General features: G+C 38.1%; 25 protein-coding genes. 16 read left to right on the forward strand and 9 right to left on the reverse strand.

Annotation, left to right across the window (positions count from 1 at the left end; translation table 11 throughout):
- The first annotated feature begins 117 nt into the window (after positions 1-117).
- On the forward strand, positions 118-1,197 hold the full coding sequence (locus H5S10_RS02175) for a DHHA1 domain-containing protein (RefSeq protein ID WP_182588577.1): 1,080 nt from the start codon (positions 118-120) through the stop codon (positions 1,195-1,197).
- 67 nt (positions 1,198-1,264) lie between these two features.
- The gene (locus H5S10_RS02180) at positions 1,265-1,417 is read left to right on the forward strand and encodes a hypothetical protein (RefSeq protein WP_182587187.1); all 153 of its coding nucleotides are present in this window, start codon (positions 1,265-1,267) and stop codon (positions 1,415-1,417) included.
- Positions 1,418-1,656: 239 nt separating this feature from the next.
- Here the strand turns inward: H5S10_RS02180 and H5S10_RS02185 are convergent, their stop codons facing one another.
- Positions 1,657-1,941, reverse strand: coding sequence for a hypothetical protein (locus H5S10_RS02185; protein ID WP_134906779.1), 285 nt, complete (start codon positions 1,939-1,941; stop codon positions 1,657-1,659).
- Positions 1,942-2,168: 227 nt separating this feature from the next.
- Here H5S10_RS02185 and H5S10_RS02190 point away from each other — a divergent pair, with 227 nt between their 5' ends.
- From H5S10_RS02190 to H5S10_RS02210, 5 genes are all read left to right on the forward strand, one after another.
- A complete protein-coding gene (locus tag H5S10_RS02190) occupies positions 2,169-3,140 on the forward strand; it encodes an Rpn family recombination-promoting nuclease/putative transposase (protein WP_182588578.1) in 972 nt (323 codons plus the stop codon).
- A 101-nt stretch (positions 3,141-3,241) separates the two neighbouring features.
- The gene (locus tag H5S10_RS02195; protein ID WP_182588579.1) at positions 3,242-4,201 is read left to right on the forward strand and encodes an Lreu_0056 family protein; all 960 of its coding nucleotides are present in this window, start codon (positions 3,242-3,244) and stop codon (positions 4,199-4,201) included.
- Positions 4,202-4,231: 30 nt separating this feature from the next.
- Positions 4,232-4,552 carry a DUF7671 family protein gene (locus H5S10_RS02200; protein WP_182587184.1) on the forward strand — a complete coding sequence of 107 codons (321 nt, stop codon included), beginning with the start codon at positions 4,232-4,234 and terminating at the stop codon, positions 4,550-4,552.
- Positions 4,553-4,557: 5 nt separating this feature from the next.
- A complete protein-coding gene (locus H5S10_RS02205) occupies positions 4,558-5,241 on the forward strand; it encodes an NAD(P)H-dependent oxidoreductase (RefSeq protein ID WP_182588580.1) in 684 nt (227 codons plus the stop codon).
- Position 5,242: 1 nt separating this feature from the next.
- Positions 5,243-5,416: a hypothetical protein gene (locus H5S10_RS02210; protein ID WP_003665006.1), complete on the forward strand. Its 174-nt coding sequence runs from the start codon at positions 5,243-5,245 to the stop codon at positions 5,414-5,416.
- 281 nt (positions 5,417-5,697) lie between these two features.
- On the opposite strand, the gene H5S10_RS02215 is transcribed toward H5S10_RS02210, so the two are convergent.
- On the reverse strand, positions 5,698-6,075 hold the full coding sequence (locus H5S10_RS02215; RefSeq protein WP_182587181.1) for a DUF488 domain-containing protein: 378 nt from the start codon (positions 6,073-6,075) through the stop codon (positions 5,698-5,700).
- 61 nt (positions 6,076-6,136) lie between these two features.
- Between H5S10_RS02215 and H5S10_RS02220 the strand changes: the two genes are divergently transcribed.
- From H5S10_RS02220 to cls, 9 genes are all read left to right on the forward strand, one after another.
- Positions 6,137-6,769, forward strand: a complete 633-nt coding sequence (locus tag H5S10_RS02220) for a DNA-3-methyladenine glycosylase (protein WP_029507864.1) — start codon at positions 6,137-6,139, stop codon at positions 6,767-6,769.
- A 3-nt stretch (positions 6,770-6,772) separates the two neighbouring features.
- Positions 6,773-7,918 (forward strand): ATP-binding protein, encoded by a 1,146-nt coding sequence (locus H5S10_RS02225; protein WP_182588581.1) that lies wholly within the window; start codon positions 6,773-6,775, stop codon positions 7,916-7,918.
- Positions 7,915-9,207: a vWA domain-containing protein gene (locus tag H5S10_RS02230; protein WP_182588582.1), complete on the forward strand. Its 1,293-nt coding sequence runs from the start codon at positions 7,915-7,917 to the stop codon at positions 9,205-9,207. Before H5S10_RS02225 ends, H5S10_RS02230 begins: the two co-directional genes overlap by 4 nt.
- Before the next feature lie 3 nt (positions 9,208-9,210).
- Entirely contained in the window at positions 9,211-9,504 is a 294-nt protein-coding gene (locus H5S10_RS02235) for a hypothetical protein (RefSeq protein WP_182587177.1), read from the forward strand.
- 73 nt (positions 9,505-9,577) lie between these two features.
- Positions 9,578-11,482 carry a M13 family metallopeptidase gene (locus tag H5S10_RS02240; protein WP_182588583.1) on the forward strand — a complete coding sequence of 635 codons (1,905 nt, stop codon included), beginning with the start codon at positions 9,578-9,580 and terminating at the stop codon, positions 11,480-11,482.
- Positions 11,483-11,625: 143 nt separating this feature from the next.
- Positions 11,626-12,261, forward strand: a complete 636-nt coding sequence (locus H5S10_RS02245; RefSeq protein ID WP_182588584.1) for a helix-turn-helix domain-containing protein — start codon at positions 11,626-11,628, stop codon at positions 12,259-12,261.
- A 5-nt stretch (positions 12,262-12,266) separates the two neighbouring features.
- The gene (locus tag H5S10_RS02250) at positions 12,267-12,770 is read left to right on the forward strand and encodes an O-acetyl-ADP-ribose deacetylase (RefSeq protein ID WP_182588585.1); all 504 of its coding nucleotides are present in this window, start codon (positions 12,267-12,269) and stop codon (positions 12,768-12,770) included.
- Between the two features lie 100 nt (positions 12,771-12,870).
- Positions 12,871-14,031 carry an MFS transporter gene (locus H5S10_RS02255; protein ID WP_182588586.1) on the forward strand — a complete coding sequence of 387 codons (1,161 nt, stop codon included), beginning with the start codon at positions 12,871-12,873 and terminating at the stop codon, positions 14,029-14,031.
- Between the two features lie 75 nt (positions 14,032-14,106).
- Positions 14,107-15,600 carry a cardiolipin synthase gene (gene cls / locus H5S10_RS02260; protein ID WP_182588587.1) on the forward strand — a complete coding sequence of 498 codons (1,494 nt, stop codon included), beginning with the start codon at positions 14,107-14,109 and terminating at the stop codon, positions 15,598-15,600.
- Between the two features lie 44 nt (positions 15,601-15,644).
- Here the strand turns inward: cls and H5S10_RS02265 are convergent, their stop codons facing one another.
- The 7 genes from H5S10_RS02265 to H5S10_RS02295 form a co-directional block, all read right to left on the reverse strand.
- Positions 15,645-16,349 carry a MerR family transcriptional regulator gene (locus H5S10_RS02265; RefSeq protein WP_231795579.1) on the reverse strand — a complete coding sequence of 235 codons (705 nt, stop codon included), beginning with the start codon at positions 16,347-16,349 and terminating at the stop codon, positions 15,645-15,647.
- Positions 16,350-16,621: 272 nt separating this feature from the next.
- Entirely contained in the window at positions 16,622-17,545 is a 924-nt protein-coding gene (gene cysK, locus H5S10_RS02270) for a cysteine synthase A (protein WP_182588588.1), read from the reverse strand.
- A gap of 5 nt (positions 17,546-17,550) precedes the next feature.
- On the reverse strand, positions 17,551-18,378 hold the full coding sequence (locus tag H5S10_RS02275) for a homoserine O-acetyltransferase/O-succinyltransferase family protein (RefSeq protein ID WP_182588589.1): 828 nt from the start codon (positions 18,376-18,378) through the stop codon (positions 17,551-17,553).
- A 235-nt stretch (positions 18,379-18,613) separates the two neighbouring features.
- On the reverse strand, positions 18,614-20,542 hold the full coding sequence (locus tag H5S10_RS02280) for an ABC transporter permease (RefSeq protein WP_182588590.1): 1,929 nt from the start codon (positions 20,540-20,542) through the stop codon (positions 18,614-18,616).
- The gene (locus H5S10_RS02285; protein WP_182588591.1) at positions 20,542-21,297 is read right to left on the reverse strand and encodes an ABC transporter ATP-binding protein; all 756 of its coding nucleotides are present in this window, start codon (positions 21,295-21,297) and stop codon (positions 20,542-20,544) included. The genes H5S10_RS02280 and H5S10_RS02285 overlap by 1 nt, the downstream gene beginning before the upstream one ends.
- Positions 21,298-21,409: 112 nt before the next feature.
- Positions 21,410-22,390 (reverse strand): sensor histidine kinase, encoded by a 981-nt coding sequence (locus H5S10_RS02290; RefSeq protein WP_182588592.1) that lies wholly within the window; start codon positions 22,388-22,390, stop codon positions 21,410-21,412.
- Positions 22,383-23,102, reverse strand: a complete 720-nt coding sequence (locus H5S10_RS02295) for a response regulator transcription factor (RefSeq protein ID WP_182588638.1) — start codon at positions 23,100-23,102, stop codon at positions 22,383-22,385. Before H5S10_RS02295 ends, H5S10_RS02290 begins: the two co-directional genes overlap by 8 nt.
- Positions 23,103-23,168 lie beyond the last annotated feature (66 nt).

Here is a 23,168-nt window from a genome sequence, read left to right on the forward strand (position 1 = left end):
ATAAGTTACTAATTTCAATGATAGCAGTTCGTTAGCGTGATGTCAGTAATTAAGTGTGGTTTAGCCGATTTTCTACGGTATAATAAGAAACAAAATCAGAATTGCGAGGATCGAAAAATGGCACAACGGTTAATAAAGTTATTTTCCCACAATGATTTAGATGGATTCGGGGCTCCATTATTATTAAAAGCACTCCAATCAGTAATGTTTGAAGACACAGAATTTGATATGACAAACTGTGGCGCTGGACGAATCGATGAAGAATTAAGTCGATGGATGCAAACAGCGGAAGTAGGGCGCTTTACAGATGTTTATATTATGGATATGACGCCGGATAGCGATTATTCATTTAAGTTATTGAATGAACGGTTCGCTAATCATTGGCTTGTCTTTGATCATCATGAAAGTGAAGCTGAACTACGCCAAAAGTATGTGGCCAATAGTATCGTACCTGCTAATCCAGCGGTTAATCCAAGTGCCACAAGTTTGGTATGGGATTGGCTAAAACAACAGCCATCTTTTGCAAAGGTTGATGAGCAACGGCAAAAAGACCTTGCTTATCTAGTTGAACTAATTCGTGCTTACGATACGTGGGATTGGCAAAATGATCCTGAAATGGATGAACAGGAACGAGTTGATGCTGATAATTTTGACCAGCTCTTTTGGTTTTATCCTCTCCAAGATTCGGAAGAGTTTGTTCAAAATGTTTTTAATACCAGTTGGCAACAATATCAGGAAGAAAATCGGCTGTTGATTCGGACCCTAAACGAACGGCGGGCAAAGTACCTTAAGAGCCATTTGAAAGATGTTTTGATTACAGATATCGATGATCATAAATTTGGGGTCGTATATGCAAGTGACTATAAGTCTGAAATTGCTCACGAATTATTAGTGCAACATCCAGAAGTCGAGGCGGCCTTGGTAGTCAGTCCGGTAAGCGTGTCACTTCGAAGCAACGGAAAGTTAGATGTGGCTAAATTTGCCGAAAAATACTTTAACGGTGGTGGCCATGCTGATGCTGCAGGTGGCCGGTTGACGGTTAATCTGATCGAAGTTGGTGAACAAGCAGTCATTGATGATCTTAAGCAGACGATCACTAATCAGCAAAATGAACAAAAATCAAATGAAAGTACGCTTGCCGATAATCTTGATCCCGAAGTAGCCGCAAAGATGGCAGCTTTGTTTGGGAAGAAGTAGGGTGACTACGATTTGCGGCTGTTAAGGAGTTTCATGTAAGTGGGGGGGAGAAAAGACAATCGATTATTTGAACTATGGAAACCTAACTGTTAAGAGAGTTTGTCGTAAAATTACCGCGACGTTTTTCGTTGATGAACTCCAAAAGATTGGTACTGTCGAGGACGTAACGCTTGATGAATGTTTAGATAGTCATACTGTTCAGCTTCTTCGACAGAAATAATTTTATTTTTAATTCCAAGAGTATTTAAGATAAAATCATTATGGGGTATTTGTTTAAACCTTCTTTCATGATTTTTGTGGTGAATTGATTGTATAACGAGGGGACAGCAAATGTCCTCTTTTTGTATAAAAAAATCTGGCATGGAATCTCCATCCATACCAGAAAATATATACTCGATTTTTAAACTAAAAAAGAACCATGACCCTAAGCCATAGCTCTGTAATTGAAAAGTAAACCAATCATGCGGTTGTGTGACCGTTGTGGGTAACGCTGTTTTCACGATAACCAAAGTAGAATTGGATAGCAGCAATTGCAATGTTTACCCAGTTCATTGTAAGGAACCAGCCATTAAGTGCGTTGCCGTCGTGTGTCATGCCGTAGTATACCCAAAAACCAATTACGATAGCACATACATTAATCCATGCGAATGTCTTTTGTAGAATTTGATTGTTAAGGGCAAACCACATCCATACAACGTTTACTACAAACCAGATTGCAAGAATCCAAAAGATAACGTCGAACATAGTATTACTTCCTTTCAACATCCTATCTACACATACCATAGATAATACCTAATAAAGAAGATTTACTTTTCACTATCTATTATAGTCGGATCTTATCGATAGCCAAAAGATAAAGCGCTATTAATATGTAATTATGGCACATTGAAGAAATATTGAGTAAAAAAGTGCAGATTCTTGTCTTTTACGTATATATCTTTATAGAACTATTTAACAGGGGGATTATAAAGATGAATGAATTCTTGCGCAAAAAGTGGGAGATGGCGGGCTTAGCCGATGATTATATCTTCAATAAAGTGATGCTTGACTATGATATTTGTTTAGAAGTTTTACGGCGGATCTTACCCGACTTGCATATTAAAAAGATTAAGTTACCTAATAACCAGCAAGAGTTTGCTGTCGCTCCTGATGTTAAGGCAGTGCGTTTTGACATCTATACGACCGACGAACAAGGTAACCATTATGATATTGAGATGCAAGTAGCTGACCACCACAATATCGCTAAACGAATTCGTTATTATCAAACGGCTAGCTCAATGGAAGCCTACGATAAAGGGCAGCCATATGAACAAGCTGATGATTCCTATGTGATTTTCTTCTGCAATTTTGACCCATTCCAGCTTGGCCAGCAACGCTATATATTACACAAGCATATCGATGAAATTCCCGAACAAATTATAGAAGATGGACAAACCGATATCTTATTTAACGTCCCTTCCATGCGTCACGATGTTGATCCCAAGATGCAAGCGCTTTTAGATGTGATTGCTCAGCGAAAAGTTGAGGCGACTGATCCGCTTGTCGTAAAATTAAAGGAGAGAATAGCAGTTGTAAAGCGGAATCGGAAATGGAGGTCGGAATACATGCGACGTTCAGTATATGAAATGGATCAAGAAATGCGCGAGAAAAAGATTCGTGAGGGTGAACGTAGGATACAGGATGGCAAACGGGAGATATTAGAAGGGAAACGTGAGCTTCAGAAAAGTAAACGTGAAATTAAAGAAGGCCAGGATCGACTCAAAGAAAAAGAACAGCTAATTCAGAAAAAAGAACAAAAATTGCACGAAAATCAGCAGATGATAATTAAAACATCGATTGTGGCAATGAGAGCGCTGAATATTGATGAAACAACAATCAAGAAAGAGATGAAAGAAAAGTTTGACTTGTCAGACAAAGAAATTAAGGATTATTTTGCCGAATAAAATGAGGAAGTCTCCAAATTAATTATGGAGGCTTTTTAGGTAACTCCTAAAGATTAAGGTATAATAAAGCTTTAAATATAAGATCTGTGGGGAGGATCTTTATGAGAAAAATAGCACTAATTTTGATGCTTTCATTGACAATGCTGGTCGGGGTAGCTTGTGGGAGAACATCCTCAAGTATTAATAGATCAGCTAGTAGTATGACTAGTTCTTTATCGAGTACACAACAAACAAGGGACGATACAGGACTAAATGCTGAACGATTAACACCTGAACAAACTGCTGCTCTTGTATTGTATTATCGTGATGCCCATATGCCAGGTGCAAATGATTACGATTATTCTGCTGATATGGAAAATAATGATCAGGGAGCAACGGTTAAGATTTATGATAAGGAAGCAGTGCCTTGGGGAGAGGGACCTTCTGCTAAGACTTATCCTAAGGGTGCCAAAGTTTTATATACTATTAAGTTAACTTTCGAAAGCGATGAAGATGGCGATCACTTAAATTCAACCTATTATACAATTGTCGGAAATAAGGTTTACTATGCGAACAGTAGTAATGGTATTCGCAAAATAGGCGTAACACTCGCTGAAATGGTGACGTATGCCAAAACGCATGGGGAAGTTAATCGTGTTTTGAAAGTAGCAAAAAAGACCCAAATTGTTGATATGCGTGGTAAAGTTACACTTACGGCTAAGGATGGATTAACTACCCAGCAACTAGGAACATTAGTTGCATTGTTAAAGAACTCTGATTGGTTTAAGAATAGGGTTCAAAATGGTGAAATGTATTACGGGACACATTATGGTTATGGTGAAGTTGCGGATTATCAATATGTAACAACAAAGGGTGATTCGACTAGTTATATTTGGTTTAAACGTAAAGGAAATGATGTCACAATTAAAATGATTGAACCGACTGAAAATCAAAGCGTGGCAGGAGTATCAATGACTACTACCCATACCACTGTTACGAATTTGATAAATAATTACTACACAAGTGAAGACCAACAGGATGAAGTTAATACCTATGCCGACCAATTAAAAGCGGAACCGTAAAATTAGATTAATTATTAAGAAGGATATATTATGGGTAAAAAAGATAAGTATGATGTTCAAAAGTTTACTGGGATTCCCGTCGAAACAGATGCTAGTGGCAAGTATCAGTTAAAGTTCGACCAAAATGGTGAAGCTAAATTACATACTTGGCGGACCGGGAAACATACTAAGGGGAAATTTAAGCATCCAGGCCAATTAATGATGACGGAAAATAACTTGACCGTTGTAATTTTAAAAGCAGAACCAATGGCTTTTAAGGATCGTCATAGTGAAACGCCTCTACAACGATTTTTAACTGTCGATGTTACAGAAGATGTACTGAAACAAGGTCTTGCAGAATTAAAGGAGTGAAATTGATGAAAACACTGGTGATAGTGGCGCACCCTCAACTTGCAAATTCATCGACTGAATCGTTTTTAAAGGCAGCCGCTGATGATGAAAATAACGTTATGTGGCATGAATTAAAAGCTTCTTTTAATATTTCTCAAGAGCAGGAGTTGCTTAAATCGGCAACTCGAATTATTTTTCAATTTCCGCTGTATTGGTATAGTGCGCCAGCGATCTTAAAGCAATGGCTTGATGAGGTATGGAATTCACAACTTACAAGTAGTTATTTGCTAAAGGGCCGCGAATTGGGGATTGTCACAACAGTTGCTCATCCCGCCTCTGCTTTTCAACCAGGCGCCAGTCAAGAGTATACAATTGCTGAAATTTTACGACCATATCAGGCTTTAGCACACGCAATGGGGATGAAGTATTTACCACCATTGCCGATCTATCAATTCGCCCAACAGAGTGAAGAAGAGCGCCAGTTATTATTTATTCAATATCAACAATACTTGACCTTAGATAATTTCTTGCATTTTAGTGATCAGACACAATGGTTTATTGATCGCCTTAACACCAAAATCGCTCGAGAGGTAGATCCTCTTCAACAAGCTAAATTAGAACAATTATTATCACTTTTACAAGACCAACAAGAAGAGCTAGATGATTTGCACACTTCTATCGGCTGGCTACGGGAAAAAGAGGATGACTAAAATGGATGAGAATCAACGATGGGCACACGAAGAATTAACAAGATTAATGAAAAATAGCCCAACATATGAAGATCAGGCTTTTTACCGGGCATTAGATCAGTTAATGCTTAAACAAGCACAACGTCTAATTAATGCCGCCGGTGAGCTCGATGGTCGTAGTTGGGCTGATAAATAATTAATTTAAAATATAAAGCAGAAGTCTACCTACCACTTCAACAATAGACTTCCACCTTATCAGATAATTGTTTCAAAATGAAACTAGGGGGTTATAAATACCCGTAATTCTAATTGCACGATTTAGAATAAGTCACCAAAAAAACTTATAAGGACTTTGGGAATATTGATACCTTATAACTAAGTTAGTGAAACGATGGGTACTAGAGAATTATGAATAAAATCCTCATATATTATTATAAAACAAATTATTCCTAAAAAATACAAAATTATTGATTTCTATTATTTTATAGTGAGTCGTAAATCGTTTCGGAGTTTGTCAGCAAGAATAACTGCTTGATTGTGTTTTTCATCTTTTGCCCCGTAAAGGAGAATGACGTTCTGACTTGGCAACTGACTTTGGACAATTGCCTTTAATGAATTATAGTAAACAGGATTGGTGCTTAATTCTGCTAGATAACGCTCTTTAAATTCTGGATAGCGAGCGATGTCATGACTAAACCATTTCCGAAGCTCGGTACTGGGTCCAACTTCTTTGAGCCACTTATCAAGATGTGCATTTTCTTTTGAAATCCCACGTGGCCAAATGCGGTCAACGAGGATACGATAACCATCTAAATCTACAGGTTTAGTATAGATTCGTTCAATTTTTAGTTCCATTATGCCCTCTCCTTTAATTAGTGTTATGTTTAGGATAGTTCTTTTTAGGAGGAAAATAAATATGCTAACAAAATATCAACAATTTTTTACTGGACGGCCTACAGTCGAAATTGCGAAGGATCTTTTAGGAAAGCTAGTAAAATACCAAACTGAAAATGGGATCATTGGTGGTTATATTGTTGAAACAGAAGCATATTTAGGGGAAAAAGATTCTGCATCACATGCCTTTAATGGCCGACGCACTGGCTATTCGGAATCTTTATATGGGATGCCTGGAAATATTTACCTGTACCAAATCCGTGGACATTATTGTTTTGATATTGTGGTTCAGGATGCAGAAGAGCCTCAAGGAATTTTGCTCCGCGGAATAGAACCAGCACTAAATATCGATAAAATGATCGAAAATCGGCACATGTCAGGGGTAAATATTACTAATGGTCCTGGCAAATTGGTGCAGGCGCTTGGAATTCATTCACGGGATTTAGACGGGCAGCCAATGGAAACAAGTCCACTAACGGTTGATTTACATAATTATAAAATTCCTGGAGAAATCGCTATTTCTGCGCGGATTGGAGTTAATTTAAAGGGAAAGGACGGGCTAAGTCCACGCCGCTTTTATGTAAAAGGCAATCCCTATGTATCAAATGTGAAAAAACAAGACATGGATCTGGAATGTCATGGCTGGAAGGGGTAAATAATGGCACTAACTTATCAACAACTATTAACGGCAGTTCCTGTTGTTCTCGATGCGGGTAATGTTCCGAATATTGTCGGGGATGCGGGGATCGGTAAATCTGCTTTAGTTCGTGAAATTGCTGCTAATCTGAATGCGGAATTATTCACTACGGTTGTCAGTTTAAGTGAAAAAGGAGACCTTGCAATTCCAGTTCCTCCATTGACTAGTGAATCCTTTGTTGAGACGAAAAATTATGGCCGCCTTGCAAATGTACAATTCGGCTACTCTGAAACTTTAATTAGCATTATTAAGTATGCCGAGGTCCATCCTAATCAGTCAATTATTTGGTTTTTAGATGAATTTAATCGCGGAACACAAGCTGTTCAAAGTGAATTAATGAATCTGGTCCTTCAACGAAAGATTAATTCTTTGCGGTTACCTTCCACAGTGCGGATCATTATTGCGGAGAATCCTGATTCTACGATGACAGGCTTTACTGATCGTGAATATGGTGTTGCGACTGGGGATGCTGCGATTAAAGACCGAACAGTTCGTTTAGTAATGACGAGTTCGACGGCTGAATGGTTAAAATGGGCCAAGACCGCTGGAATTAATGACCTTGTTTCCGCCTATCTTACACAATACCCTGAACAATTATTAGTTATTGATCCAAATAATGAAGATTTGGCCCCCACGCCGCGTGCTTGGGAAAGAGTTTCCCGCAATCTTGATCAATTACAGGCGTTAGATCAGAAAATACAAAAAGAACTCGCCGCTGATATATTTAGCGGTGACCTAGGTGACGAAGTAGGGGTGGCTTTTGCTCAGTTTGTCCTTGCACAGGGGCAAGAGCTTACCGTAGCGATTTTGAAAGACGCTAAAGATGGCAAGAAGCAGTTTGAAAATGCTGATGAAGCAACCAAAATTCAAGTATTACGGTCATGGCTCAGTCCTAAGTTGGCATCTGAAGAAGAGGCAGCTTTATTTATTAAGTATCTTCAATTAGTTAGTGAGGATGGTCAGTATGCGATTGTTCAAACAGTTGGTGAAGATTTCATCGACCTCTTGCAAGCAATGTATGAGCAAGCCATCAAACATCCTCAAGGCTCAGTAGCACAACTTTATCAATATTTTGCGGAGGTTGCGACGCGTGGTGATAATCAATGAGTTTAGGTGACTTTCTAGCACGACTACGCCAAAATGATGGAAGGAATAGCCATGTAACGTCTGCGCAACGGATTAGGGATACAATTATTAGCATCCTTCAAAAACAGCGACTTTTCGGAGAGGTGTTGTTACAGCTTCCACGAGAAAATGATTTACAGTTACCCGCAATGATGGGATTGAGATGGGATGACAATCGTCTTGTCCTGGTTATCAATCCAGAAAAATTAGCACATGTTCGTAATGATGAGCTGCAAAGTTTATTAGAACATGAAGCCCTTCACCTTATCTGGATGCATCCATTACGTTATGCTTCTTATCCTCATCCAGATTTAGTTCAGATTGCGACCGATGTAGCGGTAAACCAGTATTTAACTGCGGCGCCCCAGGGAACAGTAACCCTTAGCCAATTGGAGAAAATTCTTCGTCAAAGGCTAATGCCAAAATTAGATTCACAGGATTATCTCAATATATTAGAACAGCTACCCGCTGAACAACAAGAAAAATTACATCAACCGGGCCTAAAATTAAATGGTGGTAAGCAAAAAGAAAATGCAACGGCAGATAAGGTTAAAACAGCCGATACTCATAACGGCTGGCAGGAAGCTAAGGCAAGTCGGCAGGTCAGCAATCAGGTCGTGCGATTAGCGAATATTAAGCGGCTTTTGACTAGTTCCTGGAAGCAAACCCCGCAACGAGATCGTGGGTTATTACCGGGCAACATAAAATCACAGCTGCAAAAAGCTTGCCAAACCAGAATAGTTGATTGGCGGCAGATTCTTAGGCGGCAGTTTGGATTACTTGCACGAGGACAAGTTGAGTCACATGCTCGCTTTAATCGTCGACAGCCACTAAGAATGGATTTGCCTGGCAAAGTTACGAGATTGGATCCGGCTGTTGACATTTTTGTTGATAATTCTGGATCAGTTACCGACCAAGAAATCAGTCAAACACTAACGACGCTTGAAAAGATGCTTAAGAAAACGAAACTGACAGCTAGCGTTTACTCGTTTGATGCCCAGGTGACTGCCAAACAAAAACTACATGATGGTAAAAAACTTGATTTTAGACGAACTGGTGGCGGGGGTACAAGTTTTCAGTGTATTTTTAATTATCTCCATCAGCACCACCTAACTAAACGTAATCGCATAATTATTATTATTACTGATGGGTGGGGAGAGGAAAGAATCAATAATTATCATTATCAAAATGTTTATTGGCTAATGATGACAAAGGCTAATCAATTATCAGTTAAAGAGCCACCGGGAAGAGTATTAGAAATGAGGGGATAATTGATGACGACAATTTTAAATCCACAGGCCATGCAAAAAGTACTTACCCATAGCAAGGAATATGAGCGAGCAATCGGTCTTCTTAATAAACGGTGGGATCCTGATGAACAGCCGATTTTTCGAAACGTTCTCCAGTCGGCAGATGTTCAATTTGCTCGGCAACTCCAAATTGCTGGCTTAATCAAGGGTAAGGTTGACTTAAGTAATTACCAAGGAGTAAATCAATTACTGATGCAACACGACTCCTGGTTTTCAGAAAGTGCACGGAAAACTTTATTAAGTCCTTTTTTAGATTGAAGCAAATTTACATGAACTTCTAGTAAGCATAGTATAATAGTAATTAATGTAACCTTTTAAGGAGGTCCTGCACATGGCAGTGAATAACGAACTAATTAAAGACGACTTATACGAAGCAGTTAACGGGGAATGGCTAAAGACGGCGAAGATTCCTGATGATAAACCAGCTACCGGGGGGTTCAATGACCTCGTTGATGAGATTGACAAGCAACTGATGGATGATTTTGATGCCTATGCAGAGGGCAAGGAAAAGTCTGATGATTCTCGTTTTAATGAGATGATTAAGCTATATCGCCTTGCTAAAAAGTTTGATTGGCGTAAGAAAGTTGGCCCACAACCGCTTAAACGAATGTTGGCAAGTGTGGAGAATCTTAATTCGTATGAAGATTACCAATCTCAGTGGAAAAACTGGATTTTAGCGGGAATGCCTTCACCGATTAGTTTTGATATTGACGCTGACATGAAGAATGCAACTGTTTATGCCTTATTTGCCTCATCTCCATCCCTTATTTTGCCTGATAAGAGCTACTATGAAGCTGAAAAGCAGGCACAGCACGATCAATTACTCCAACTATGGTCTTCAATGGTTGAAGCCTTGATGGATAAGTTGGGTTATAGCAAAGAAGAAACAAGAAAAATTATTGATGATGCAATCAAATTCGATGCCCTTCTTGCGCCAAATGTAAAGAGTGCTGAAGAAGCGGCTGATTACAGTAAGATGTATAATCCACAAACGGTTGCCGAACTAGCTAGTGCGACTGACCAACTTGATATTGCAGCAATAATTAAGCAGTTAGTTGGGGAAGAACCGGCAAAAGTAATTGTGACAGAACCGGACTACTTTAAGGCCTTGAACAAGATCTTACAAGATAACTTTGAGCTCTTTAAAAACTGGGCATTAATTCGTGTTATTCGCGAAAATGCTAGTTACCTTGATGATGAAATGCGTGAAATCAATGGACGTTATGGTCGAGCACTTTCTGGAAGCAAGAAACCAGTTAGCCAACGTAAATTTGCGTTCTATCTTGCACGTGACATGTTTAGTCAAGTAGCTGGGGATTATTATGGAAAGAAGTATTTTGGCCCGCAAGCTAAGGCAGATGTTCACCATATGGTTGAGCAAATGATTAAAGTTTATAAGGGCCGCTTGACTAATAATCAATGGCTTAGCAAGGATACCCGTGATAAGGCTATTCTTAAGCTTGATAAACTAGGAATTCAAGTCGGGTACCCAGACAAGATCCCTGCTCTCTATGATCAATTTAAGGTTGATGAAGAAGAATCATTGATTGCAAACTTGAATCAATTAACAGTGACAGCTAATAAAGAGTTATTCAGTCGTTGGAATAAACCTGTTGATCGGATACGGTGGGAAATGAGTGCGGCTACAGTTAATGCTTATTACCATCCATTTAAGAATATTATTGTATTTCCAGCTGCCATCCTACAAGCACCTTTCTACTCGTTGAAGCAAAGCAGCAGTCAAAATTATGGTGGAATTGGTGCAGTAATTGCCCATGAAATTTCCCACGCCTTTGATAACAACGGGTCATTATTTGATGAGTTTGGAAATCTTAATAATTGGTGGACAGATGAAGATTCTGCCCACTTTAAACAACTTGCCCAAAAGATGATTGATGAATTTGATGGGATTCCATTTGCTGGTCAAAAGGTAAATGGGAAGCTTACGGTTTCTGAAAATATTGCCGATGCAGGAGGCCTCAGTTGCGCACTTGAAGCAGCGAAAACTGAAGCTGACTTCAATGTCCAAGAATTCTTTATTAACTGGGCAACTATTTGGCGAATGAAGGCAACGGAACAGTACATGCAATTACTGCTTTCAATTGATGTTCATGCCCCACAAAAACTGCGGGCTAATATTCAAGCAGAAAATCTCGATGATTTCTATACGGCATTTGATATTAAGCCTGGAGATAAAATGTACCGGGCACCAGAAGATCGGGTTCATATTTGGTAAATTAATATTCGCAGAAGGTTGGAATTTTCTCCAGCCTTTTTGTTTGCTATGATTCTTAGCGTGACAAACTTCGCCTTCTTCGGTAAAGTTTAAGCATAGTTAATTTCCTGGGAAATAAATTTAATTGAAGGTAGGAGAACTTATTGAAATTTGCCGATAAAATGAAATTATATCGTCGTCAAAAAGGATGGACTCAGCAGGATGTAGCAGAACGATTGTTGATCTCACGTAAAACAATTTCTAGTTGGGAAAATGGTCGAAGCTATCCTGATATTTTTATGTTGGTTCAAATAAGTGATCTCTACCATGTTAGTTTGGATGATTTATTACGGGAGGATCATGAGATGATAAATAACTATAAAGAAGAGCATACAATGAATGCTAAGAAAGATAATACTTTTACTATTTCATATATTATTAATTTTCTTTCATGTATTTATTTCTTACTTCAGACAATTGGCTTAGTAAAAACTACTTCTCTTAGTTCAATCTGGCGAGTTGTTTTAGGTGTTATGTTTGGAATAGCATTATTAAATGTTTACTATTTGATATCAAAATGTGATTGGAAGAAGTTTAAAGGACAAGAGAAAGTTGGGGTGATAATAACGCTCATTATTATCACTGTCTTATTAATGAAAATAAGTGATTACCGTTTCAATATTTCTGATAGCTATAATAACGGACGTGATTTTGGGATTGGCTTTGTGACTGCAATTAAAAGTATTGCATTTGTAGCGTTAATTTGGCTATATCCACAGTTTAAAAAACGAAAGGGTTGATTTTATTGTCAGTAATTAACGTAATCAAAGGAGATATTACCAAAATAAAAGTTGATGCAATTGTTAATGCTGCTAATACAACTTTAATGGGTGGCGGTGGTGTCGATGGTGCGATTCATCGAGCGGCTGGTCCAGCTTTATATGGGGCCTGTGAAAAATTTCATGGATGTCCAACAGGAGAGGCAAGAATAACTGGCGGTTTTAACTTACCAGCTAAGTTTATTATTCACACGCCTGGACCAATTTGGCATGGTGGTGATAATGGCGAAGATCAATTGTTAGCTAATTCTTATCACAATAGTTTGCTGTTGGCTGATAGATATTTATGTCGGACAATTGCTTTTCCTTCTATCAGTACCGGGGTATATGCTTTCCCGCTTGAAAGGGCAGCGAAAATTGCGATTAAGACGATTAAAAATTTTCTTCCGACTGCCAATTATGTTGATCAAGTAACGATGGTTTGCTTTGATGATAAAACTTTTGCCGCATATCAATCACAAATTTATTAAGCTAAATAGTTCAAAACTATTGGAAATTAATTGTTAAACGTTTATAATTTTCTGGATTGACTTTTCCGGAAAATTTTTTTGTTTTAAAAGGAGGTTTATTATGAAGCACACAACATTACGATCGTTCACTTTTATTCTTGTTGCATTTATGCTGGGATGTAATGAATTTATGGTTGTGGGTGTCTTATCAGACATTGCTCGGAGTTACCATGTCCCACTTTCAACAGTTGGTTTTTTGGTGACAGCCTTTGCAGGAGTCTATGCGATTAGCACGCCAATCATTACCACCTTAACTAGCAATTGGAATCGATATAAGCTTCTTATGCTATTAATGACTATCTTTTTTATTGGTAATACTCTAACTGCAATGGCACCAACAATTGGCTGGCTCCTGTTTGCACGAATTATTACTGCTGCCGTCGCTGGAACCATTATTTCACTAATTAACTTGTTAGTTAGTATAATTACGCCAATGGACAAGCGGCCAATGGTTCTAGCATGGGTCGGCGCAGGTTTTAGTATTGCGTCGGTCATTGGGGTTCCTCTTGGTACAACCATTGCAACATTACTTTCTTGGCATGATAGTTTTTGGATTATTTCGGGGTTAACATTAATTGTCTTTGCTTTATTAGCGTGGCTTACTCCTCGTGATACCCCTCAAGTTAAAGGAAGTATTTTAGAGCAGTTAGCATTATTAAAAGACCACCGTGTTTTATTAGGGATTGGAATCACAGTAGCTGTCTTAAGTCTTCAGTATACTTTCTATACTTATGTCCGGCCGTTAATTACTACTGTGATGGGCTTTAATTTAACGAGTTTAAATTGGTTACTGCTTCTTTTAGGGGTAATGAGTATTATTGGTAATGAAATTGCTGGGATAGTTGCGAGCCACAATGGAGTTCAGAAACTGCCGCTTGTCTTTATTATCATGACAATCTTAAGTCTTGTTCTTGGGATTGCATTAGGAAATAAGATTACAGGAATGCTTGTTCTAGCAGCCCTTTGCGTCGTTGTAATTATATATGGGACAACTATCCAATTGGTATTTATTAGTGTAGCAGAAAAAGAATATCCGCAGTCATTAGCTTTAGCAACATCGTTAATTTCGATTTTCGCTAATGTCGGGATTTCACTTGGATCTTTTACGGCTTCGACTACTGTTAACTTTGCTAATTTAACGATTCTTGGTTATGTAGGGGCCATTTATGGTATTTTAGCGATCGGCTTATCTTTTGCTCTTCGTCGTTTTTATCGGAAATAATCGCTGAACATGCTGAAAAGTAAGCAAATAATGGCTATAATAAATCAGTAATACTACTAGGGAGATTATTAAATTATGGATATTGTTTGGACATGGGATGTGGTTCGCCGAATTATTGAAGTCCTATGGTTAATTAACATTGCTTTTGCAGTATGGACAGTTTTCCGCAGTCGTCGGGATATTGCTTCAACTTGGGCATGGTTATTAGTATTAACTATTTTGCCAGTAGTTGGATTTATCCTATATCTCTTTGTGGGACGACAATTATCCCATGATGAGATATTTAGTATTCAAGATGAGCAAAAACAATTACGAATCAAATATCTTGAAAAGCAACGAAAACTAAGTGAAGAACATGAATTAATGCCCAAAGGGAGCCGGTTGTCGCGCGATCGCCAGTTGGTTAACCTTTTTCTGAGTTTGAATGATTCAGTAGTAACCTTTAATAATAAAGTTCACGTATTTATTGATGGGAAAAAGAAGTTTGATAAGTTAATTGATGATATAAATCATGCAACTGATCATGTATATATTGAATACTATTCCTTTTATGCTGATAATCTAGGGAAGCGAGTGTTGGCAGCCTTAGAAGATGCGGCAGCTAGGGGAGTAAAAGTCCGTGTTCTCTATGATTTAAGTGGGTCTCATGGAACTACTTTCAAATTTTTTAAGCATTTAGAAGAGCTGGGCGGAGAAGCTCAAGCATTTATTGCAGCTGCCAAAGCTCATTTTCAAACACCACGTTTAAACTATCATCTTCACCGTAAACTAGCTATTATTGATGGCAAGATTGGGTACATTGGTGGCTTCAATATCGGTGATCAATATCTTGGTGAAGATCCTAAGTTTGGTTATTGGCGTGATACCCATCTCCGTGTCGTGGGGCAAGCAACGATGATGATGACAGTTCGTTTTGCGATGGACTGGAATACAACTTGTCGAAAAACTCATAAAAAGAAAATTGATCTTGAAAGCGAGTTTAAGAATTTTGAACTAGTTGCACCAGATGGCGACCCAGATGAGGTTCCAATGCAAATTGTATCTTCTGGTCCGGATAATGAAAATTATTCAATTAGACGGGGATATGAATCAATTATTAGTTCGGCCCGAAAATATGTCTATATTCAATCGCCATACCTTATTCCAGAAGATTCAGTACTGGAAGCATTAGTAATTGCCGCAAGAAGTGGGATTGACGTCCGAATTATGATCCCATGTATGCCTGATCACCCGTTTGTTTATCGGGCAACGGAATATTATGCTAAATACCTAGTTAATAATGGGGTAAAAGTTTACAAGTACAATAATGGCTTTATCCATTCAAAGACGATGGTTAGTGGGAGCAATATTGCTTCTGTTGGTTCAGCAAATATGGATTACCGCAGCTTTAGACTTAATTTTGAAGTCAATGCATTTGCTTATAATGAAAAATTAACAGCACAGTTAAAGCAAGACTTTGAAAATGACATGAAAAAGAGTACGTTACTTACTCCTGAGTATTTTGCTAATCAATCAAAGTGGCGGAAATTCAAGCAATACTTCTCACGGTTGCTTTCACCAATATTATAAAAATGACTAAGGCTCAGCAATTGTGCAGCCTTAGTCATTTTTTGTTAATAATACTCTTCAATACAATAATTTTTGTGAGAGCACTTATTACATTTAAGGTATCTTGTATTAGGAGTATGACGTGCAAAGAGCCACTTTTTAAGCGACACCCTAAACTGATGATAACAATGAGGACAAATATAGCAAGTATGATGATAATAATTTATGGTAATATACCAGGTTAAAACAACTGTACAAAGAATTCCTAATAATAACCATAGCAAATTTTTTTGATAAAAAAGAAAGCCAAGAATGCTACCCCAAAGAATGAAGTCGATAATGCTGCCAATAAGTAATAATTTGATTCGGAACTGTTTTAACTTCTTTACTTTTTTGATCTTGTCAAAAATGCTTTGACTGATATTTTCTGGGAAATCATACTGTTTATTTAAAAAATTTTCTAGTTGAGATAGACTAGCTAATTGTTCTGAAGCGTCTTTAATTTCCTGCTTGAGTTTTCTTTGTTGGTTAACAATTAGGCTTTTTAGGGTATTATTGTCAGGGTCATTAATAATCTGTTGAATATCTTTTAAGCTGAATCCTAGTTGTTTGTAAATTAGAATTTCTTGAAGTTGTTTAAGGTCATGATCATTATAATGGCGCAATCCGTTTTCAGTCCGTTTAGCATGAAGTAACCCACGGCGATCATAGTATTGGATTGTTCTGATTGAAATATTACATTTTTTTGCTAATTGACCAGTCGTATACATATTGACCACTCCTTTCATACTATTAAGTGTAGCTAATGACGTAAGGTCGTGGTCAATAGAAAAAAGGAAGAGGAGTAGGACTAAACTCACTTGCGAGTTTTTAGTCCCACCCCCGCAAGGATGGCTACGACGCGAAACTAGCCTATTGGGGTATTCTGGACGCGTTGATTTATCAACGTTCAGAATACAGCCAGCTACTGCGTTTTGGCAGGTTATACTTTGAAATAGTAAAATAGTAAAGAGGTTGGATTATTCCAGTCTCTTTTTAATTTTTAGTAATCAAATAATTCTGTTGAAAGGTAACGGTCACCGCCATCGGGAGCAACAGTAATAACTTGCTTACCCTTACCAAGCTTTTTGGCAACTTCAATCGCACCTTTGATATTAGCGCCAGCCGAGATACCGACAAGAATTCCTTCTTGATGACCGACTTCGCGTGCCATTGTAATTGCGTCATCGCTCTTAACTTCAAGGATTTCATCGTAAACATTAGTATCTAGAACTTTGGGGACAAAGCCAGCACTGATACCTTGAATCTTGTGCTTGCCACCCTTTCCTTCTTTTAATACTGGAGATTCTACTGGTTCAAGAGCATAAACTTGAACATTAGGATCAGCTTTTTTCAATGCATGACCGACCCCAGTAAGTGTTCCTCCAGTACCAACACCAGCAACAAATGCGTCAGGAATATCATCACCAAATGCTTCTAGGATTTCTTTTCCCGTAGTTCTTTCGTGAATTGCTGGATTTGCTGGATTATCAAATTGCATTGGCATGAAGTAACCTTTTTCCTTAACTAGTTCTTCTGCTTTTGCAATTGCACCCTTCATTCCATCGGCACCAGGAGTAAGAATAAGTTCGGCCCCATAACCTTGCATGAGTTTCCGGCGTTCAACACTCATTGTTTCTGGCATGGTGATGACAAGATGGTATCCCTTGGCAGCGGCAACCATTGCTAACCCAACACCAGTGTTTCCAGAGGTTGGTTCGACAATGGTGCCACCTGCTTGTAATTTACCAGCTTTTTCCGCTTCTTCAATCATGGCAAGGGCAATTCGATCCTTAATTGACCCACCAGGATTAAAGAATTCAAGTTTTACATAAACGTCTGCTGCATCTTCAGGAACAACGCGATTTAACTTAACAATCGGAGTGTTACCGATTAAATTTACGATTGAATTTGTGATTTCTGTCATATTGATTACTCCTTTACAAAATGTTGTGTGGCTATGTGGTCCGCAACTGAATGAAGCCAATTATCAAAGAAAACTCGTTGGGTAATTGCCCAGTTAAATTCGGGATCTTTCATATGAAGCGGATCGCGAAAGTAGTTTTGTGGCTTGATGTACTCAACGCCGGGATTAGCATTCCGTTCTCGTAAGTATTCTTTTAAAAGGGCGTCCTTTCCGTATTCAAGATGGGAGAAAAGGAAGTATTGGTTCTTTTCTCGAGCACGGAAAGAGAATAAGAGATTATTTTTGGTCACAGCATTAATAACTAATCGTGGATCTTTTATAATCTTGTCAATATCAAGTTCGGCATAACGAGCATGGGGAGCAAGAAAGCCATCGGGTAATCCTTTTAACAGGGGGTCTTGCGAGCGCAAATAATTGTGGAAGACGCCGAAAATTTTTTCAGGTAATTGAAATTTGGGGATACCATAAAGGTAGTTAGCAGCTGCCATCGCTCCCCAGCACACGTAAAGTTGCGGAATGTTATTCGCAACTAATACGTCAATTAGTTGATGAATCTCATCAAGATACGTAATTTCTTTAAATGTAAGTTGTTCGATTGGTGCACCGGTGATAATAAAAGCATCCATTGTGGCAACTTGTTTTAAATCTAAAGGCTGGGAAATCTCTTGAACAAGGTTAGGGACAGGGCGAGACATATAATGCATTTTGGGATAAAAGTATTGTACATCTACATTGTAGGGCCCCTCAGAAAGTACTTTTGTGAACCGCAGTTGAGTATCTACTTTGTCATGCATTAAGTTAAGGATTCCTATTCTTAATGGAGTTGCCGTCATGAAATCACCTCAATATAATTTGAACCAAACTAAAAGCTGTCACTAAACAATAACGTAGATTAATCACGCCTAAATAGGGCAGTTTAATCTGTCGTGAGTTTTAGCAACAGCTTGTAAGTTTTTCTATGATGGTGTTAATAAGAATCATGAACGACATCTCCTCATTTTATCGGCCGTACTTATTTATAGTAATTAAAGTGTAACCGTTAAAATAAGAAATGTCAATTTATAGTACTTAACCTTGCTCAACGATTTTACGGTACATTCTGGTGGTAAATCCGTAAATAGCAAAGTAAAGGCATAAGAGGACAAGAGTGATTGATACGGCGATTATCGCCATTAATCGAACATTATAAAAATTAAATTGAATTAGAATTTGGCGAATTGCCGGAATCGCAAAGCAAAGATTAATTATTGCACCAACCACTGGCAACATAAAGACCATCAGTACTTGACCATGAATACTCTTGGTTGTTTCTTTCTCGCTTAAACCAACTTGTTGCATAGTTTTAAAGCGATATTGATCTTCATAACCTTCAGTAATTTGTTTAAAGTAAATTACAACAGTTGTCGTGATTCCCAGGGCAAAGCTAATAAGAATTCCTAAAAAGACGATTCCGCCATAGAGACTGGTCAATTGACTGCGAAGGTTTGTCCGGGAAGAATATGCTTGGTTTGGCAAGTGGAGCTGGGATTGAAGATCATTTTCAAAATTAAGATGGGCTTTCTTACTGCCATTTAAGTGATAATTAATTCCTGTAAAGTTAATTGTGGCAGTGTTGGCCGGAAGTTTATTTGTGATTATAAAGATTGGTGAGTAGATAGCGTGACTTGGATTGAAGTAGTAGTTAAAGTTATGGATCGGAGTAGCTTGATATTTTTGTGAACCAATCTGTAAAGCACCATGATGCTCTTTAGCAGGGGAATAAATCAAGGCCTTATTTGCTGCTAATTTAATATGTTTATCTGCAATCCGATTATAAGTTGCAGTTGACATGGTAATGACTGTATTGGTAGTTTGATTAGTCATCTTCTCTAAATTGCCCTGGTTGATGAAACGATTATTTTCCCAGTAGCCATATTGCGGAGCGCTCGTTGTAAAACTAACGGGCTTATTAAGGTGAGCATGGTGTTTTTTGGCAACAGAATTGATGGTCGATTCTTGTTGGGCAGTGAGTTTCTGTGAGGTGATAATTGTAAGGTCGCATGGGGCAAAAGAATTAACCGTATCATTAATGCCGGCATACATAGTTAAGGATGTAAATAAAATTACAAGGACAGAACTGCATAGTAAACAGATCGTTGCAAGACTAGCACCATTTTGTTCCATCCGTTGCAGCATGCCAGAAACCGCAATAAAGTGGCGAGGGCGATAGTAATACCCTTTGTTTTTTTGTAGGAGTTTGAGGACAATGATGCTACCAGCAATAAAAATGAGGTATGTTCCAATCACAACTAAAAAGACGGCAGTCATGAATGTTGTTAAAGCGGATATTCGCGGCTTAACCGTAATTGTAAGATAATAGGCGTAGGCAAGAACTGCAACACCCAAAAGTCCGGCAAAAGTAAAGAGCTTACCATGATGCGCGATTTTGGTTTGTTGGGGATGCCATAATTCATTTGGATTTAGCCGGAATAGTTTGATCAGATCAATGATCATTAAAATTAAGAAAAAGCCACCAATGATGACGATTGTATTTATCACAGCGCCTCTTTCAATCCAAGGTTGAGATAAATGCTCGATTTGCAAGAGATGAGCAAAACCAAGAAAAGCGAGTCGATCAAAAATAACCCCAAATAAAATCCCAAGGAAAAGGCTAATTACTAAAAGATAGCACTTTTCAATGACGGTTAACACTTGTAAGTTACGTCTCGTCATCCCCAGCATACTATAAAGGCCCATTTCTTGTTGACGCTGTTGCCATAAGAAACGATTGACGTAAATCATAAACGCAAGTGTTACAAGGATAATAAAAGTTGATCCTGTCTGCATTAATGCCTTAGTAACAGCCGCGCTCGGCAAATCTTTAAGACTGCGATTAATTTCAACTGCCTTAAAAATATAGTTAATAGCGACTAGCATTGTCATTGATATGAGGTAAGGGATGTAAACTTTAAGATTACGCTTAAAACTAGAATTAATCAGTTTGAAAAAGAGCATCATTATTCACCGCCATTCGTTAAGGTCATCATTGTCTGACTAATTTGTTGTTGGTAGTCTTTAAGTGAAAGATCACCACGATAGAGTTCATGGTAGATTCGTCCATCCTTAATGAAGAGTGTACGTTTAGCATGACTAGCAGCCGCGGCACTATGCGTAACCATAATAATTGTTTGGCCGTTAGCATTAACTTCATCAAAGAGTTCAAGAATTTCGTTACTGGTGTTCGAATCTAAAGCTCCAGTAGGTTCGTCAGCGAGAAGGAGGTCAGGATGGGTAATTAACGCCCGTGCAATGGCAATTCTTTGTTGCTGGCCTCCAGAAATTTCGTTTGGAAAACGATCAATACTTTTATTAATACGTAAGCGATCAATTAAGGGCTTGATCCGTTCTTCCATTGTTGCAACTGGAGTTTTTGCTAGAACAAGTGGTAAGTAGATGTTGTCACGATTTGAGAGACTATCAAGTAAGTTGAAATGCTGGAAAACAAAGCCGAGGTGTTCCCGTCGATAACGTGCTGCATTGTCTTTGGAAAGTTGACGGAGATCTTGACCATTAAGGATTGCCTGTCCGTTGGTTGCCTGTTCTAAAGTTGCAATTATATTTAATAAGGTACTTTTACCAGCACCAGATTCTCCCATAATTGCAACATACTCTCCCTCTTCAACTTTAAATGTAATATCTTTTAAGGCCATTACTGGATTAGCGGAGTTAGGATTATAGACGCGTTGAACGTGTTGAAGGTTTAATAATGTCATAGTAATTTTCCTTTCTGGTAGAGAACTAATTTTGATTATGTCTTAATTATAAAAAGGTTCTGTGCATCTTCCTACTTACGGAAGTGTACAGAACCTTACAGTTTTGTAAGAATTAGTTTGATGATCTGATATTATCTGGTAGGAAAGATAGAATCGCTGTTGTTCCCTGAGATTGAACTGATGAGATGCTAACCTTGAAATTTAAGTGCTCAGTAACTTTTTTAACAAGGTATAATCCCATCCCGGTAGCAGCAGTTGTTTGGTGCCCATTTTTACCAGTAAAGCCATTTTCAAAAATTCGCGGAAGATCATTCATTGAGATACCACACCCATGGTCAGCGATCCGCAAAGAATTCATTTCCCAGGAAATATTAATTGTACTATTAGGAGCAGAGTATTTAATTGCGTTTGAAAGTAGTTGTTCAATGCAGAACCGCAACCATTTACGATCGGTGAGAACTTTAATTCCGTCTAAGCCCGTTAATTCTGGAATCAACTGTTTATGAATGAAGATGGCCGAATTTTGTTGCAAAATATTATTAATTAAGTTGGCAATATCAATCCATTGAAAATCGTAATCATGATTATTAATTGCTAGTCGTTCGTCATTTAACAATAAGTTGAGATAATAGTTAGCTTGGTGGATATTCTTTTTCACTTCTGTGCTTGCGACAGCTGGCGAATTTTCTGCCGCGGCATTAAGACTTGTCAAATAGTTTTTAATTTCATGAGTAAATAATTCAAGGTGGTCAAGCTGTTCGTGTTGGGTTGCTTGTAATTGCCGGATTGTGTCAATGCTTTTTGCTTGTTCGTCTTGTAATAATTCAACAAGTTTTCCCTCAGCCATATTGGTAGGAGTAAATTTATCAAGCTGAGAAATATTTAAATGGCGCAATCGATAATATTTAATTGCACCACTGCCGATAAGCCACACTATAAAAAAGGGAAGAGAAAAGCGAATCACATCGCCCCAAAAAACAGTTGGGAGATTATATAAAATTACTAAAAGGCCAATCAGACTTAAGAGAAAAAGATAGCCAATAGTAGGAAGAAGGATTGAGCGCCAAAATAATTTGAAATAATGTTTATTCATTGTTTTCCACCAATCGATAGCCGAGACCACGTTCTGTGTGAATACATTGTCGTAAACCAATTGTGCTTAGTTTAGTTCTTAACCGACTAATATTAACATTAAGGGTGTTCTCATTAAGATATTTGCCACCTTGCCATAACCATTGAAGTAATTGCTCCTTAGAAACGGTCTTATTACGATGACTGAGTAAAACTTGTAGCATAGCACCTTCAGTAGGAGTGAGCTGGGCAGTACCGTTTTCGTTTGTAAGAATATTAGTAAGGGGATTGAATAAATTATGATCCCACATTATTTCTTCTGCATCAGCCGTTTGCTTATTTCGCCGTAACAAAGCTTGAATTTTAGCTAAAAGCACCGTCATTGTAAATGGCTTCATAATATAATCATCTGCACCAGCGGCCACTGCATGCATGACATTGGTATCAATTTCCGCCGCAGAAATAACAATAATTGGTACTTGACTCTGTTTACGAACCTCTTGAATCCAATAAAAACCATCGAACGTCGGGAGGGTAATATCAAATAAGACCAGATCTGGTTTTGCAGTAATAATTTCATTTGCAACGTTCTGCCAGTCCTTAACTGTGATAACGTCATGTTGCCATTTATTTAATTCTTGAGTTGTAGAATGGATAATATCAGAATTATCTTCAACGATGAATATTTTAGCCATAATTATTTCCTCGTAAATAGGTATAAGCTCATCATACATTAGTTTGTTTAGAAAAGAAAATTTCAATATTGACAATCCTAAATTGCTGATTAAAGATAAGTAGAG

Source organism: Limosilactobacillus balticus (genome assembly GCF_014145615.1).
GTDB lineage: Bacteria > Bacillota > Bacilli > Lactobacillales > Lactobacillaceae > Limosilactobacillus > Limosilactobacillus balticus.